This is a genomic window from Cryobacterium sp. TMT2-4 (genome assembly GCF_004402575.1).
Classification (GTDB): Bacteria; Actinomycetota; Actinomycetes; order Actinomycetales; family Microbacteriaceae; genus Cryobacterium; species Cryobacterium sandaracinum.
Genome location: NZ_SOGE01000028.1, coordinates 1 through 15,409 on the forward strand (window position 1 = coordinate 1; position 15,409 = coordinate 15,409).

A 15,409-nucleotide genomic window follows, 5' to 3' on the forward strand; every position below is an offset into this window, starting at 1 on the left:
CTCGGCTCCGCGAGAAAGGGCGCAGCCTCGTAAGGTGGCATCGCCCTGTTGCCGTCCTGAAGCCATCGGTAACCTGATCGGGGGCGAAGCTTCTTCGTTCCAGTCCGCCGGTTCACGCGGGCAAGGCGAGGATACCTCCGGTGAAGCCGCTGTCACTGGAAGTCCTGAACGAACGGAAGAAAGCATGCAATCTATCCCGGCCCGTTCCGACCATTCGCATGCGAATAAAACTGCAGGGGCTGGTGGTGTCCCACTGACAGTGTCAATGCCGGTGGGCGTAGCCCGGGCTGGAGTCATTGTGCTCCACGAGGTCTGGGGCCTCTCCGCACCGGTCACCGCTCTCGTCGTCCGCCTAGCCGGCTGCGGCTATATCACCGCCGCGCCGCACCTCTACCACCGCATCGCAGACCCCGTCGTCACCAATGGGAAATTCACACAAGCCCGCCGTCACCACGACACCCTCACGAGGGAAGGGCTCACATTTGACATCGAGAGCGCCTTGTCCTGGGTCCGTGCCCAAGGAGCACAGAAAGTAGCGGTAATAGGATTCTCCCTGGGAGGCACCCTCGCATTGTGGGCGGCAGCAACACTGCACATCGATGCCGCAGTCACCTTCTACGGTGCCGGCCTGGCTTCGCCACGCTGGCCTGGCATCCTCAGCGGAATCGATGCCGTACGCGTGCTCAAGGCTCCCTGGTTGGGAATATATGCCGGCACAGACGCCAGCACCCCGGCCCGTGACCTCCAACAGGTGCGCGAAATCCTCACCCACAACACCACGCAATCCGCGGTGGTTGTTTACCCTAAAGTCCGTCACGGCTTCGCCCTGGACCCGGACCTTCCACGCCACGCCGCAGACGAGGCGACAGACGCATTCGAGCGAACATCCCTCTTCCTAAAAACCCATTTACGCTAAACCAGCCAGCCAGTTCCGTAAACGGTGTCGCTCGTCGGTCACCCGGCGCATCACACCTAGCGCCATACGCCATGCACGTGGCCCAGTGAGGACGGAATGGCCCATCATCGATACAGCAACAAACCGGGAGCGCATCAAGAGCCGCACCGCGTTCCAACTCCACGTCAAGGAGAAGCCCGATGCAACTGGCCGCGTCGTGCTGCGCTGCCCCGCACTGGCCGCCAGCCCGACCGTGACCTGCCCCTTACGAGAACTGCTCAAGACCGTGACGGACAAGATCCGCCCCGCGGTCGACGTAGAAGATCTGCCCGACTTCGCGGACAAGATCTGCAGCCAGCATTCCGTGTCCTTTGACATTGCCAACAACCGGCGCAACGCGCAGGCGTTCGAACACGGCACGAAGGAATGGGATGAATTCCACGACCATGCTCGCAACTCCATCGAGTCCCTGAACGACCAGATCAAAAGCAACGGGCCTGAGGACATCGAGTCCGCCAGGCGCCGCCGAGTGCGCGGATTCGGCGCCGCGCAAATTATCGTCGCCATCCTGCTGACGAACTTCAACCTCCGCAAAATCGCCGCTTTCATCAGCGACAAAATTAGGGACAACGCAAAAAACACGTTCACGGAGAACCCGTCGTCCGCCCGATTCGCCGCCGCGACCGCGAATGGCACAACCCCTACACCGACACCTACCCGGCCGGCGTGATGCGGCCCGACAAGGTCAAACACCTCGCATCGGACGAAACCGGCGGACCACCGCTACGGACCTAACAGTCCCGCTCAGGACCAGATACCGCTCAGATGGCAAAAACACTTAGCATTCGAGATAATCCGGCGCGCGCGCAAACGCTTAAAAAGCTGCAGGACAGCCGATGGCACGACGACAACTCAAGCATCGCGACCGAAATCGGACGCGAGAACCCCTTCAACCAGAAATCGCTCCCGAGAGGCCTCAGGAGCGATTTCTTTTTGTTTCGACCGGACCATTTCGTGAAGAGTTTTGCGAACGGCCCTTTGGTGGGCCGTTTACGAAAGGCAGTGGGGCACGGGTCTCGCAAGATCGCAGAAGGCGTTTTCCTCCACGATTTCTGGATCTTCCTCCACTTAACGAAACCTCTCTATGCCGCCGTGGCGAGATGGGGCATATCGACGTGAAGGAGCTCGGTCGTATCCCCGACGGCGGCGGTTGGCGGGCCCAGCCCGGTCAACCCGCACCAACCACACAGCCGGGCAGGTTCGGGTCAGTTATGACTACGTGCACGCTGTCATCGACGACCACACCCGCCTCGCCTACGCCGAAGTGCACGCCGACGAAACGGGCGTCACGGCTGTCGGCGTTCTCCTCCGCGCTAGCTGTACTGCCCAAGGAGGTTAGTTCAGCGGCTGATGGGCGGCGATCGCGAGAGATGCTTCACCGTCCGCTGCTCTCTTCAGAGCGGTGAGAAGCCGTCTCGGTTGGTCGTCACCGAATGTTTCGGAACCTCGTGGGAGTTTGCAAGGTCTAGATCAGTCGGCATCAGAGCAAAATTATGGAAGTCGAAGATCACCGTTGGCGGTCTTCGGCTCCCGCTCGTGCGGGTTTAACCCCTCAGCGCCGTTTCGATCCAGTCGGCTGGAATGATGTCGGCGAATGCGGGAGCATCGTCCACCAACCCTGTTTGGAGGTGGAAGTCGACGGACTTCTCGAAACCGGATTCGGTGGGTTGTGGGCTGGCTGAGACGTGCGCCTGAATGATCGGGATCAGGGATTCCAGGGTGGCGGGGTCCATGGCCTCTTCGTATAGGGCAAGGAGTCTTTCCACCTCGGCTGAATCGCTCACAATGAGTTGCTCGGCCCGATCGATGGCTCGGAGAAATGCTGCCACGGTTGGACCCTTCTCGTCCAAGACGTCCTGCGCTTCTACGCCTCAGAATCAGCCCGTCGAAACGCACTGCCAGCATGGATCCACGAATACGATCACCACAAAGCCTTACACCGCCATCGGAAAATACCCGCCCATCAGCCGCTTAACTAACGTCTCTGGGCGGCACATCTAGGTCGATGGCCAAGAACGATCCAGATTCATGCGTCGTGCATCTGCAAGTGGATTTCCATGGTCACGTCCTACCACGTTGTGCAATTCATCGGCAGCGCGCCGGTGATCTTCTCGCAGTGACCACTCCTGGTAAGAACTGCCTGCCGAAGTGCCCGCTATTTGTTTGCAGACTCCAGCGCGGCCGCCATCGCGTCAATGCTCGCGGACGAGAGGGCGAAGTCGATTGCCATGACGCTGGCTCCGATAATGCCGGCGTCGGCACCGGCTCGAGATTGTGCCACGATGAGATGTTCCGTGGCCAGCGGCATCGTGCGCGAATAGACAACTTCGCGAACGCCGGCAAGAAGATGGTCGCCGGCGAAGGCGAGGGAACCCCCGATCGAGATGATGGAGGGATTCAGGACGCTGACGCAGGTGGTGAGGACTTCGCCGATATCGCGGCCCGCCTGTCGAACTGCCTGAATGGCGGCCAATTCGCCAGCCTTTGTGGCGGCCACCACGTCGCTGAGAACAGCGATGGACTTGCCGTTGTATTCGACTCCGGCGAGGGCTAGTCGCTGAGCCAACGCTGGTCCAGCGGCCATAGCCTCCAAACAACCGCTGTTGCCGCAGCGACAGGGCACGTTCTGACCGCGGGCGATTTGCACGTGCCCGATATCTCCTGCGATACCTTCGGCGCCCCGTTGGAGTACGCCGCTGCTGATAATTCCGGAGCCGATCCCCGTGGACGCCTTCAGAAAGATGATGTTCTCCATGTCGGGCCAGGCGAACTTCTGCTCTCCGAGCGCCATGATATTCACGTCGTTATCGACAAGGACGGTCGCTGTGAGATGGTGGTTGACGAAGCCAGGTACATCGAAGTCATCCCACCCTGGCATGATCGGTGGGTTCGAAGGGCGCCCGGTAGAGTGCTCGACGGGGCCGGGGAGACCGATTCCGATGGCGATCAGATCCGCTTCTTTGAGGCGGAGAGATGCGAGTTCTGAGCGAATTGTCCTAACCATCCAGCCGAGGCATGTTTCAGGACCATCCGCAATGATGATTTTTGACGATGTTCGGCCGAGGATCTCGCCTGCCAGATCTGTCAGAGCCAGGCTCGCTTGCGTTGCCCCAAAGTCCACGGCCGCAATCACACGGGCTTTGGGGTTGAGGGCTACTTGGGCTGAGGGTCGACCACCGGTAGAAACGGCATCATTGACAGGTGCAATGAGGCCCAGTTCAAGCAAAGTGTCGATGCGGAGCTGGATGGTCGATCGAGCCAAGCCCGTCATTGTCACCAATTCGGCCTTTGTTCGTGGCTGCCCATCTCGTAGGAGCTGAAAAAGGGCTGCGGCACTGAAGCCGTTGAATTTGATTTGAATCTCAGCCATCCCCGAATAATACTGGCGCCAGACGCAACGATCTGCCCCTGATCTGGTTGTTATCGACAGTAGTTGATAACAGGTAGGTAACGTAATGTTGATTTTCGACAGAAGACCATTGTTCACTGTCATTATCGATCCACACACAGAATCACCATGAGATCAATGCCACAGGGCAGTGGAGCTTTACTTATGAAAGGCACATCGATGAAGATTGGTTACTCGACCATTACATGGGGCGGGGTCGTAGGGCATCCCTCCGGCGTCACGGCTGTGAAAGACCTCTTTTATCGTGCGAACGGCGATACCCTCGAAGCGATCTCGGACATCTCATCCGCTGGTTATCAGGGGACAGAGGTGTTCGACGGAGATCTCGCCGAATATGCGGATCGGCCAGACGTGCTGATTGATGCTTTCAAGAAGGCCAAGCTTGAGCTCGTTGCCGTCTACACCGGCGCCAACTTCATTTATGACGACATCCTCGAAGATGAGCTTCACAAAATCTCCCAGTCGGCCAAGCTCGCCTCGGAGTTCGGCGCCACCAGGCTGGTTGTGGGCGGTGGCGCCAAGCGCGCTCGAGGCGAGCAGCCAGACGATATGGCCAAGCTGGGTCGTGCCCTTGACCAGGTTGTGGAGATCGCCGCCTCCTTTGGTCTGGACTGCACCTACCATCCTCACCTCGGAACCATCGTTGAGGGGCCGGACGCCCTCGAACGGCTGATGGGTCTGTCCACAATCAAGTTCTGTCCCGATACCGCCCACCTGACTGCTGGTGGCGGAAATCCGGTTGAACTGATCGAAAAATACGCCGACCGTCTGGCCCACGTACACCTCAAGGACTACAAATACGCCACCGGTGATTTTCTTCCCCTTGGACAGGGAGACATCGATATTCCTGGCGTGATTGCAGCAGTTCGATCAGCTGGCTACGACAGCTGGCTCATGGTCGAACTGGATTCATACGATGGCGACCCCACCGACGCCGCCGTCATCAGTAAGCGGTACCTCGATGACGTTCTTGCCCACTAGCAACACGCTTCGAGACTAATCCCCCCTCTCCCACAAAAAGAAAGCTATTTCAATGAAGAAATCAATTGCAGCGCTTGCCCTCGGCACAGCGTTGATGCTTGGTCTTGGAGCATGCTCAACAGCAGCCACCGGAACCGCGAGCAGTGAAAACGCTGATGTGTCGGCGCAGGTAGACGCGGCACTGTCCGAATTGTCAGGACAGGTGTTGAGTGTTGGTCCGAACGGCGAAAAACCCGCGGGTTTCGATGCAACGACGCTGACCGATGACGAAGTTGCCAAGGTCAAGACCGGAAACTTCAAGGTCGCGATTGTTATGCACTACGCCGGAAACGACTGGTCCACTGCTCAGGTGGAAGGGCTCGAGTCAGAATTCACTCGCCTGGGCATGGAAGTCGTTGCAGTGACAGACGCCAACTTCAAACCCGAGCAGCAGGTCTCTGACCTGGAGACCGTACTCGCGTTGAAACCCGACCTGATCGTGTCTATTCCCACCGACCCGGTGGCAACCGCTTCCGCGTACGCACAGGCTCGCGACGCCGGCGTGAAGCTCGTCTTCATGGACAACGTTCCTGCTGGTTTTGTCGGCGGCAAGGATTACGTTTCGGTTGTCTCCGCCGACAATAAAGGCAACGGTGTCGTATCAGCTCACCTTTTGGCCAAAGCTCTCGGCGGCCAAGGCGAGATCGGTCTCGTCTTCCACGACGCGGAGTTCTTCGTGACAGCACAGCGCTACGAGGGTTTCAAAGAAACGATTGCCTTGTACCCCGGCATCACCATTGTTGAAGAGAAGGGTATCGGCGGCCCCGACTTCGCTGGCGACGCGCAGGCAGCCACCACCGCCTTGCTGACCAAGTACCCGAACCTCGCCGGAATCTGGGGAGTTTGGGACGTTCCTGCCGAAGGCATCATGGCCGCTGCCCGTGAGTCCGGTCGCCCGGACCTGAAGATTGCAACCGAAGACCTCGGAACCAACGTTGCTATTGCTCTGGCCAAGGACGAGCTCATCGTAGGCCTGGGCGCTCAGCGCCCCTATGACCAGGGTGTAGCGGAGGCTCGTCTTGGCGCAGCGGCACTCATCGGCAAGGCAGACATTCCGAACTTCGTTGCCCTCGGCGCCCTCCCGGTGACGCACGAGAACGTCCTCGAATCGTGGAAGACGGTTTACCAGGTCGAAGCACCTGATTCGATCTCGAGCGCTTACACGAAATAAAACGCACTTCCAACCGTGGGACCGGCAGCAGACATTTCATCTTTTGCTGCCGGCCCCACGGACTTCACGCTTTGCCAGAAACAGCTAGGTTGCAGCCTTTCCAAAGCTTTCGCCTAAAACGACAAGGAATTCACAATGAAGAGAATCAATGTTGGCCTCATCGGCGGCGGATTCATGGGCAAGGCCCACTCGCTGGCTTATTCGGCTGTCCCCATGTTTTACTGGCCCACCGACATCATGCCGGTCAAACACAGCATCGCGGAGGCCACGGATGACCTGGCTTCAGACGCTGCGGCGCGCTTCGGTTTTCAGAAGTCCACAAGTGACTGGCGCTCCATCATCGATGACCCGGAGATTGACCTCGTTGACATCGCAACCCCTAATAATCTTCACGCGGAGATCGCCATCGCCGCTCTCGAAGCCGGTAAGCACGTCATCTGCGAGAAGCCACTGGCCCGCACAGTGGAAGAATCAGAGAGAATGTACGAAGCCTCGCGCGGAAGCGATCGCGTCCACATGGTGGCCTTCAACTACCGCCGAACCCCCGCTGTCGCTCTGGCGAAACGATATATTGACGAAGGCGCCATTGGGCGCATCCTGAACCTTCGTGCGACGTACTTACAGGACTGGTCGGCCGACCCAAACTCTCCCCTGTCGTGGCGTTTCAAGAAGTCAATTGCCGGTTCAGGCGCTGTGGGCGACATCCTGACCCACGTGCTTGACATGGCTCGTTACCTCGCAGGTGAGATCACCGAAGTGAGCAGTCTGACGGCCAACATCATCACGGAACGCCCCTTGCAGCAGGCTGGTGCCGACTCGCTCGGGAATTCCAAAACCGATGGCGGACCAATGGGATCCGTTGATGTAGAAGACGAGGTCTTGTCGCTTGTGAAGTTCGCCAGCGGAGCCATCGGTTCCGTAGAAGCAACGCGTAATGCCTGGGGTCGCAACAACTTCATCACCCTCGAAATCCATGGTTCGGAGGGGTCCATCGTCTTCAACTACGAGAACAGGGACGAACTTCAGGTCTGTTTCAAGAGCGATGAAAACGATCGTCGCGGATTCCGCACGGTATACACCGGCCCCAACCACCCCAGTGGCGCCAATCTATGGCCCATCCCTGCGTTGGGTATCGGTTATGGCGAAACGAAGATCATCGAAGCCCATGACCTCTTCACCGCTATTGCAGGTGGTGACCCTGTTCGCCCCGACTTCGGCGATGGCTACCAGGTCGCTTTGGTCGATCACGCCATTCTCACCTCGGCAGCGTCCGGGCAGTGGGTTAAGGTTCCTCAGCTCAACCGCGAGACCGGAAGGGTCGAATAAACCAGATGTCCACGACTCCTGTGCTCGCAGTTGAGATGGCCGGCATCACCAAGGCCTTCAGCGGAGTTCCTGTTCTTCGCGAGGTCGATTTTGAACTGGTCACTGGTGAAGTGCACGCTCTCGCTGGTGAAAATGGTGCGGGCAAGTCGACTCTCATGAAGATACTGCAGGGCGTGTATCAGCGTGACAGCGGCGAGGTGAGGGTTGCGGGTGAGACAGTCTCCTTGACCGACACCTTCGCTGCGCGGGCTGCAGGCATCGGTATGGTTTTTCAGGAGTTCAGCCTCATCCCCACCCTCACCGTCTGGGAGAACGTCTTCCTGACGGCTGAACCCATGGGCAAATTCGGTCTCATCAATGATTCACTCGCCCGTGAGAAAGCAAATGCCATTTTCGTGGACATGGGTGTCAGCGTCGACGTCACGAGCCTGCTCGAGAATCTGCCCACGGCGCTCTGGCAGCTCACCGAAATCGCCAAAGCTTTGGCCCAGAACGCCCGTGTGCTCATCATGGATGAGCCCACGGCATCGCTGGCCAAGCACGAGACGAATGCGCTCTTCGAACTCATCGAGCGACTCCAGGCCCGTGGAATCTCCATCATTTACATTTCACACCGCATGGATGAGGTTTACCGGGTTGCCGATCGCATCACCGTGCTTCGTGACGGCAAGAAAGCTCTGACCGCAAAACTCTCCGATGTCTCTCCGGCGCAGATTGTCGCGGCCATTGTTGGACGAGAAATGTCCGGAATCATGGCCTACGAAGACCGCAGCGCGAAGATCAGCACGGATGCCGTGATGACCGTGACCGGTTTGGCTTCCGGCAAACGTCTGTCAAATGTCACTTTCGACTTGCACCGCGGAGAAATTCTCGGTCTGGCAGGTCTCATGGGCAGCGGTCGCACGGAACTCGTGAACACGTTGTTCGGAATCGATCGGGCCTCCGCTGGAACCATCACGATCAATGGACAGACCGTATCCATTCGCAATCCAGGGCACGCGATCTCCCTCGGGCTCGCACTCATCCCCGAAGATCGCCGAGCTCAGGGTCTGGTGCTCGAGCACTCCGTGCAGGAAAACATCACCCTTCCTCTTCTCGACGAACTCAAGAGTGGTCCGCTCCTGCGTTCCTCCAAGATAGCCATACGAGCACAAGAGATCATTGGCAAGTTTTCCATCAAGGTCGCCGACCAAACAATGGATGTCTCGAGGCTCTCAGGTGGAAACCAGCAGAAGGTCGTGATCGGAAAATGGCTCGGCACTGATCCAGACATCCTCATGATGGATGAGCCCACGGCTGGCGTAGACATCGGTACCAAGAAGGAGATCTTGGCTATGGTTCGCCAGATTGCCGACGACGGCAAGGCCGTCATCATCATTTCGTCCGAACTTCCGGAACTGCTATCGGTGAGCGACCGCATCCTCGTTCTCCGAGATGGCGAAGTGGTTCGCGATCTTTCGCGGGCCGAGATCCCATCTGAAGAATTCCTTCAACTCGCTGTGCAAGGAGCATAAATGTCTACGCTGACTACGCAAATGACCCGCAGTTTTCGAATTGTTCAGCGCTTTGACTGGCGTCAGAACATTATTTACGTCGGTTTTGTAGTGGTGTTTATCCTCTTCGCCATACTCCTGGGCGACAGCGGTTTCACGAGTGCCAACAACCTCCTGAACATTGCGCGCCAGACGGCCACCATTTCGATCATGGCCGTGGCCATGACATTCGTGATCGCCACCGCCGAAATCGACCTCAGTATCGGGTCTGTCGCGGGTCTGTCCTCCGTGGTTTCTGCCCTGGCCGTGTCTTCCTATGGACTGGTACCGGGCATTCTCGCCGGCCTCCTGGTCGGACTCGTTGTCGGTGCTGTCAACGGCGGACTCGTGGCATGGCTCAAGGTCCCGTCTTTTCTCGTGACCTTGGGAATGCTCGGCCTCATTGTGGGCGTGGCTCGCTGGATCACGGCTTCTGCACCGGTGCCGATCGCCGATGCCACGTTCATCCAGATCTTCGGTGGCGGTAATGTCGGGGCGATTCCTTCCCTTCTGATTTGGGCCGTGGTCGTTGTGGCCATTGGCGCGGTCGTCATGAACAAGACGAAATTCGGCCGCCAAGTTCGGGCTACGGGTGGGAATACTCAGGCAGCCATGTTTACTGGAGTCAACACCGCCCGGATCAAATTCTACGTTTTACTCCTCTCCGGGCTCGTGGCCGCCATCGCAGGCATGCTCTACGCGGGTCGACTTCAGTCGGGACGCTTCCAGTGGGGAACCGGTGATGAACTCTCAGTCATCGCTGCTGTGATTCTTGGGGGAACGTCCCTCTTCGGCGGCCGCGGTGCAATCATTGGATCACTCTTCGGTGCGCTTTTCATCGGCCTGGTCAACAACGGTTTGATCCTCGCCGGCCTTGAAGTGAGTCAGCAGCAGGTCGTTCGTGGCGCCATCATCATTGTCGCCGTCGCCCTGTCGAGCAAAAAGGCCTCAAGCTGATGCAGCCCCGACTCCGAGCCGGTATCCTCGGCGGTGGTTTCATGGCAGAAGTACATGCCCGGGCAATCCGGGCAGCCGGCTCCGAGGTTGTACTGATCGCGAGCTCTTCGCCCGACAGCTCCGCTCGCGCTGCGGCTCGGTTGGGTATCCACGGTATCGCTCCAAACGCCCGCGCCTTGATCGAGTCCGATGCGGTGGATGTCATTCATGTCTGCACACCGAATGCGTTTCATTCTGAGCAGGCAGGGCTGGCTCTTCTAGCCGGAAAACCTGTCGTGTGCGAGAAACCGTTGGCGACGCGGGTGTCAGACGCGGAAGACCTGGTGAGCCGCGCCAGGATCTCTGGAACACCGACTGCCGTTCCGTTCATCTACCGTTATTACCCTGCGGTTCGTGAAATTCGGTCGCGCATCTCACACGGTTCGGCCGGAGAGATGCACCTGCTCCACGGCTCGTATCTCCAGGATTGGCTCGCACTGCCCACAACCACAAACTGGCGGGTCGATGAGAAGGTCGGCGGCTCATCGCGTGCCTTTGCTGACATCGGCGTTCATTGGTGCGACCTGATGGAGTTCGTGACAGGGCACCGCATCACCAGACTCGTCTCAGCGCTCTCGCGATCACATCCTGAACGCGGGTCGACCGAAGATGCCGCATCCATCTTGTTTGAGACAGATCGCGGCGCATCCGGCACGCTCATCGCCAGTCAGATTACCCATGGGCGCAAGAACCGGCTCCACTTTTCCTTTGATGGGGAACTGGAATCATACCGATGGAACCAGGAGCACCCGGGAAAGTTCACGGCTTCGAACCAGAGTAGTGAAAGCACAATCTACTCTGGCTCCGCAGAGCTGTCCGCCCTGTCGTCCCAGCGTCTGGCACATCTTCCTGCCGGGCATCCGAAGGGATATCAAGATGCTTTCAACGCTTTTACAGCGGATGCCTATGCTTCATTTCAGGACCAGAATGTCGATGGCCTTCCCACGTTTGTCGACGGTTTACGGGCTGCGATCATCACAGATGCAGTGTTGACTTCCGCACAGTCCGGCCGATGGGTCGACGTCGTGGGTCCTACTGATGGAACTACTGCTGTGACGAACAACAGCCTCAGCGTCCTCGACGCAGCCCTAACTCAGTAGATTCATACTGACCACGAAGGAGGAACACATGTCTCGACCCGTCACCCTTTTCACCGGTCAGTGGGCCGACCTGCCGCTTGAGCAGGTCGCGAAGTATGCAGCCGAGTGGGGCTACGACGGCCTGGAAATCGCCTGTTCAGGCGAACACCTCGACGTATGGCGTGCCGCCGAAGATGATGCCTACCTTCAGGAACGCCTCGATATTCTCAAGCGCCACAACCTCAAACTCTTTGCAATTTCGAACCATCTCAAGGGCCAGGCCGTCTGCGATGATCCCATCGATTTTCGCCATCAGGCCATCGTTGGTTCGCGAGTATGGGGAGACGGTGAAGCCGAGGGCGTTCGCCAGCGCGCCGCCCAGGAGCTCAAACTCACCGGCATCGCCGCTCGCAGGCTTGGCGTCGACACCGTGGTGGGTTTTACGGGCTCAAAAATATGGCCGTACGTTGCCATGTTCCCGCCGGTACCGGAGCATGTCATCGAGGCGGGTTATGAAGATTTCGCGGACCGATGGAATCCGATTATGGATGTCTTTGATGACAATGGTGTGCGGTTTGCCCTTGAAGTTCACCCAAGCGAAATTGCCTACGACTGGTATACGACGGAGAAGACGCTTGAAGCCATCGGACACCGTCCGGCGTTTGGCCTGAACTGGGACCCTTCACATTTGATGTGGCAGGACATCGACCCTGCGGCGTTCATACATAACTTTGCCGATCGGATTTATCACGTGGATTGCAAGGACACCACTTTGCTGCCGAAGGACGGCCGTCGCGGGCGGCTTTCATCGCATTTACCGTGGGGCGACCCGAAACGCTCATGGGACTTCGTCTCGGCGGGTCACGGCAGCGTGGATTGGGAAGCCAGTTTCCGCGCCCTGAACACGATCGGCTATACCGGTCCCATCTCCATCGAATGGGAGGACTCCGGTATGGACCGACTTCGCGGTGCCCCGGAAGCGCTCGCTTTCATTCGGGCACTACTCTGGACGCCAGCGTCGACTTCGTTTGACGCGGTGTTCAGCAACCAGGACTGATGGGGCAGTCCCGCACAAAGTCGCTGATAGCTATGACATCAATCACATGCCGGGTTGAACCGTCCCCGGTTTCCTGCCAACGCGTTGCTGGCGTAAACAGCTGTCCACTGACTTGTTGATCTGAGGACTCAGCCCCGGCTCATGGGGTCCCCGATAAGACCGGTTACATCAGCCCGGCCGAAACCCACCAGTCCGGCCGAGCGGCACTCCCCCACTCATTCAGAGTGCGGCAACCGATGCGTCCTCCACGAACCAGACGTGTCGGATCTTTGCATCGTCGCTTCTCGGTGTAAGGCTAGCGTTGCGAACTTTGAATGTCGTGGGCACGCTCACTGAATTACCGAAGATCAGTGCGTGCTGTTTTGGCAGAGACGGCAGGCGGCTGAGCACCGCTTCGGATATGAAAGGAGTCATTCGTCGGACGTGCTGGAGGTCTTCCGGGTTCTGGATCCGGTGCACCACGAAGTTAGAGCACTGCGAAAGTACCGTCTTGGAGATTCCTATTTCAGCGGTCGGCTGTCACCAACCTGGCGGCTCAATTCACCGAGCGCGCCGCCAGTGCCTTGGTGAGGGAGCTTGTGGAGGTTGTGGAGCTGTTGATGCGCCAGTCGGTCTCCTTGAGGAAGTGGAACCAGACGAAACCGGTGACGTCGGGTTGCTTCGCCAGGTAGGCCACCAAGGCGGTGTTCCACTTCGACTTCGACCCGCCGGCCTCGGCGGACGAGGTTTCGGCGATAATGATCTGCTTCCCGGGCGCCAGTGCGCGCAGTTGGGCGAGCCCGGTGTCGAAGAGGGCCGCTGGTGCCTGCCAGGTGCTCCAGGCCGCCGACGTACCCCAGTTGTACCCGTCCAGCGCAACGACGTCGACGTACGCGGCGCCGGGGTAAAGGCCGGCCAGCGGGGTCGAACCGGTGTACGGGATGTTCGGGCTCCAGACCCAGGACACGTTGGTGGCTCCGGCTGCGGCGACGACGTCGTGCACGTGGCGCCAGGCCGCGGCGTAGTCGCCCGGGGCGTTGCCGTTAACGCTATCCGCCCAGGGATACCAGTTGCCGTTCATCTCATGGCCATAGCGAAGCATCACCGGCTGCCCCCAGGCGGCCAGGGCCTGGCCCCACTGGGTGAGGTAGGTGTCGTAGGTGCCGTCAGTGATGCGAGTAGAAGAGTAGGCCGGCTGGCTTAGCCCGCCGCCCCAAACCCAGGGTTCCCAGGTGATTAAGCTCGTGGCTCCGCGCGCCCGCACGGAGTCGAGTTCGGCGATCGACAAGGCCTGGTTGAAGTCTTTGTACGACATCACGATCGAGGGGCTCTCGTTTACGAGAGTGGCGACCGCGTCCAGTTCGGAATTCGCCAGGGCGCCGCCCGGGGTGGCCACCCCGAAACGTAGACGGGACGCGCTGATCGGGGCGCTCGTTTTAATGGCCTGCTGGGTGAGGGTGGTGGCGGCTGCCGGGTCCACCGCGGTGGAGACGGGGGCGAAGCTGACGATGAAGGACGCGCTGGCCGTCACGGTGCCTACTGTTGCCGTCACCGGCAGGATGCTGGTTGTGGTGTTGGGAACCGTCAGATCGGCGCTGAAGGTTCCGTTCGCCCAGGTTTGAACCGCAAGACGGGTAGTTCCCATGGTCACCGTGCCCGCGGTGTTTCGCGGAAATCCGCGTCCGCTGGCGGTGAGTGTGGAGCCGGCCGGGCCGGTGTTCGGGCTCAATGAGAGAGTGGTGGCACTCGACGCGGCTGACGCGCTGGGGGCGGCAGCCATGCCGGTGGATCCGGCCAGGATGGTAAGTAACACGACCGAAACCGCGACCGCGGATCGGATGTGACGGTGTGCGCGCATGGAAGCTCCCGGGTGGGGAGATTCACTCGGATACCACGGCACAATGCCGCAGTGAAAATCTCTTGTGTCGTCAGAGTAGGGCATCAAGGGGGCCCGCGGAATCCGCGGGGTCTGCTGGCCGCTACTATAAAAAAACAGTAATGCGCATGTACTTGGGGCCAGCACGTTGGGGTACCCAGGAGGTGGTGGCGTGCGAGGAGAGTCGCGCCGTGCCTGCTGGCGGATCCGGCTCGCCCGGGAACATCTCACTCCTGCGGGACACCAAGGAGCAGAGCCTGGTCACCTGCGACAAATCGCCCCTTTCACCCGAGTGCACCTCCACGCGGGCGAGAGCGAGGCCGTTCAACTCGCCCTCGAACCGCGGAGCTGTACCCACTGGGATGAGAACGCCGCGGCGTTGCGCATTGTCGGCGGTACTTACACCGTCACAGTCGGCATCATCGGGGCCGGCGGCTGGACCAAGGAGGCCACATTCCCGCTGAGAAGACTGAATCAGCCCGACTTGTCCCCGTCTTGAGCCGGAGCCAGGAAAGCGCCGACCAGCTCGCTGAAGAATTAAAAGTTTCGAATGCTTTCGGCGGCTACAACGACCTCATTGCTCACCCGAATATCGACTCGTCGTCGTCCCCACTCCGGGTCCGCAACGCAGAGTGCTAAATTACTTAGTAGGTCATCGCTAGTTCGGATGCGTTCAGCGACGTTTAGCGTCGCGATTGAGCGGCCGCGGAGATTTCGGATTGACGTTGTCCACCTCCCCCTTGATGGGGGCGGTATCGACATTCCTACCGAATTACAGATCGGACCCGCATGTTCAGCAACCTAACCGGATGGCATTCCCTGATCATCCTTGCAATCGTCGTGCTTCTCTTCGGCTCGTCCAAACTTCCCGCCCTTGCTCGCAGCCTTGGGCAGTCGACAAAGATTTTGAAGAGCGAAATGCAGAGTACGACCTCCGCCGAATCAGGCCTCGATGCCCCGGTGGCCGCTACACCCGAGTCACCGGAGCCTGCCCCCCGTCTCTGAGACG

The 15,409-nt window shown here is 59.2% G+C and carries 16 protein-coding genes and 1 pseudogene; 14 read left to right on the top strand and 3 right to left on the bottom strand.

The features are described 5' to 3' along the window. Positions 1 to 265: 265 nt before the first annotated feature. The 3 genes from E3O54_RS07915 to E3O54_RS07925 all read left to right on the top strand — a co-directional run bounded on the left by E3O54_RS07915 (position 266) and on the right by E3O54_RS07925 (position 2,074). Positions 266 to 916: a dienelactone hydrolase family protein gene (locus E3O54_RS07915; protein ID WP_255570273.1), complete on the top strand. Its 651-nt coding sequence runs from the start codon at positions 266 to 268 to the stop codon at positions 914 to 916. A gap of 85 nt (positions 917 to 1,001) precedes the next feature. After that, a complete protein-coding gene (locus E3O54_RS07920) occupies positions 1,002 to 1,625 on the top strand; it encodes a hypothetical protein (RefSeq protein WP_134401335.1) in 624 nt (207 codons plus the stop codon). A 95-nt stretch (positions 1,626 to 1,720) separates the two neighbouring features. Next, the gene (locus tag E3O54_RS07925) at positions 1,721 to 2,074 is read left to right on the top strand and encodes a hypothetical protein (RefSeq protein ID WP_134401336.1); all 354 of its coding nucleotides are present in this window, start codon (positions 1,721 to 1,723) and stop codon (positions 2,072 to 2,074) included. A gap of 425 nt (positions 2,075 to 2,499) precedes the next feature. Here the strand turns inward: E3O54_RS07925 and E3O54_RS07930 are convergent, their stop codons facing one another. Continuing rightward, on the bottom strand, positions 2,500 to 2,784 hold the full coding sequence (locus E3O54_RS07930; RefSeq protein WP_134401337.1) for a hypothetical protein: 285 nt from the start codon (positions 2,782 to 2,784) through the stop codon (positions 2,500 to 2,502). A 30-nt stretch (positions 2,785 to 2,814) separates the two neighbouring features. Between E3O54_RS07930 and E3O54_RS16860 the strand changes: the two are divergent. Beyond that, positions 2,815 to 2,956 (top strand): annotated as a pseudogene (locus E3O54_RS16860) (IS481 family transposase); the annotation flags it as partial. Positions 2,957 to 3,110: 154 nt separating this feature from the next. On the opposite strand, the gene E3O54_RS07935 reads toward E3O54_RS16860, so the two are convergent. Next, on the bottom strand, positions 3,111 to 4,325 hold the full coding sequence (locus E3O54_RS07935; RefSeq protein WP_134401397.1) for an ROK family protein: 1,215 nt from the start codon (positions 4,323 to 4,325) through the stop codon (positions 3,111 to 3,113). 198 nt (positions 4,326 to 4,523) lie between these two features. On the opposite strand from E3O54_RS07935, the gene E3O54_RS07940 reads away from it, so the two are divergent. From E3O54_RS07940 to E3O54_RS07970, 7 genes are all read left to right on the top strand, one after another. After that, complete coding sequence (locus tag E3O54_RS07940; RefSeq protein ID WP_134341921.1) at positions 4,524 to 5,345, top strand: sugar phosphate isomerase/epimerase; 822 nt, start codon at positions 4,524 to 4,526, stop codon at positions 5,343 to 5,345. A gap of 52 nt (positions 5,346 to 5,397) precedes the next feature. Further along, positions 5,398 to 6,555, top strand: a complete 1,158-nt coding sequence (locus tag E3O54_RS07945; protein WP_104100458.1) for a substrate-binding domain-containing protein — start codon at positions 5,398 to 5,400, stop codon at positions 6,553 to 6,555. A gap of 135 nt (positions 6,556 to 6,690) precedes the next feature. Continuing rightward, complete coding sequence (locus tag E3O54_RS07950) at positions 6,691 to 7,881, top strand: Gfo/Idh/MocA family protein (protein ID WP_134341920.1); 1,191 nt, start codon at positions 6,691 to 6,693, stop codon at positions 7,879 to 7,881. Positions 7,882 to 7,886: 5 nt separating this feature from the next. After that, positions 7,887 to 9,395, top strand: a complete 1,509-nt coding sequence (locus E3O54_RS07955) for a sugar ABC transporter ATP-binding protein (protein ID WP_198411450.1) — start codon at positions 7,887 to 7,889, stop codon at positions 9,393 to 9,395. Next, positions 9,396 to 10,370 carry an ABC transporter permease gene (locus tag E3O54_RS07960; protein WP_104100456.1) on the top strand — a complete coding sequence of 325 codons (975 nt, stop codon included), beginning with the start codon at positions 9,396 to 9,398 and terminating at the stop codon, positions 10,368 to 10,370. Then, a complete protein-coding gene (locus tag E3O54_RS07965) occupies positions 10,370 to 11,509 on the top strand; it encodes a Gfo/Idh/MocA family protein (protein ID WP_104100455.1) in 1,140 nt (379 codons plus the stop codon). The genes E3O54_RS07960 and E3O54_RS07965 overlap by 1 nt, the downstream gene beginning before the upstream one ends. 28 nt (positions 11,510 to 11,537) lie before the next feature. After that, the gene (locus tag E3O54_RS07970; protein ID WP_134401338.1) at positions 11,538 to 12,545 is read left to right on the top strand and encodes a sugar phosphate isomerase/epimerase; all 1,008 of its coding nucleotides are present in this window, start codon (positions 11,538 to 11,540) and stop codon (positions 12,543 to 12,545) included. Positions 12,546 to 13,080: 535 nt separating this feature from the next. Here the strand turns inward: E3O54_RS07970 and E3O54_RS07980 are convergent. After that, positions 13,081 to 14,076, bottom strand: a complete 996-nt coding sequence (locus E3O54_RS07980; protein ID WP_370247561.1) for a glycoside hydrolase family 26 protein — start codon at positions 14,074 to 14,076, stop codon at positions 13,081 to 13,083. Between the two features lie 91 nt (positions 14,077 to 14,167). On the opposite strand from E3O54_RS07980, the gene E3O54_RS16865 reads away from it, so the two are divergent. The 3 genes from E3O54_RS16865 to tatA all read left to right on the top strand — a co-directional run bounded on the left by E3O54_RS16865 (position 14,168) and on the right by tatA (position 15,405). Further along, on the top strand, positions 14,168 to 14,368 hold the full coding sequence (locus E3O54_RS16865; RefSeq protein WP_241976810.1) for a hypothetical protein: 201 nt from the start codon (positions 14,168 to 14,170) through the stop codon (positions 14,366 to 14,368). Positions 14,369 to 14,572: 204 nt separating this feature from the next. Then, entirely contained in the window at positions 14,573 to 14,899 is a 327-nt protein-coding gene (locus tag E3O54_RS17340) for a fibronectin type III-like domain-contianing protein (RefSeq protein ID WP_370247563.1), read from the top strand. A 290-nt stretch (positions 14,900 to 15,189) separates the two neighbouring features. Continuing rightward, a complete protein-coding gene (tatA, locus tag E3O54_RS07990) occupies positions 15,190 to 15,405 on the top strand; it encodes a twin-arginine translocase TatA/TatE family subunit (RefSeq protein ID WP_134401341.1) in 216 nt (71 codons plus the stop codon). The last annotated feature ends 4 nt before the right edge of the window (positions 15,406 to 15,409 follow it).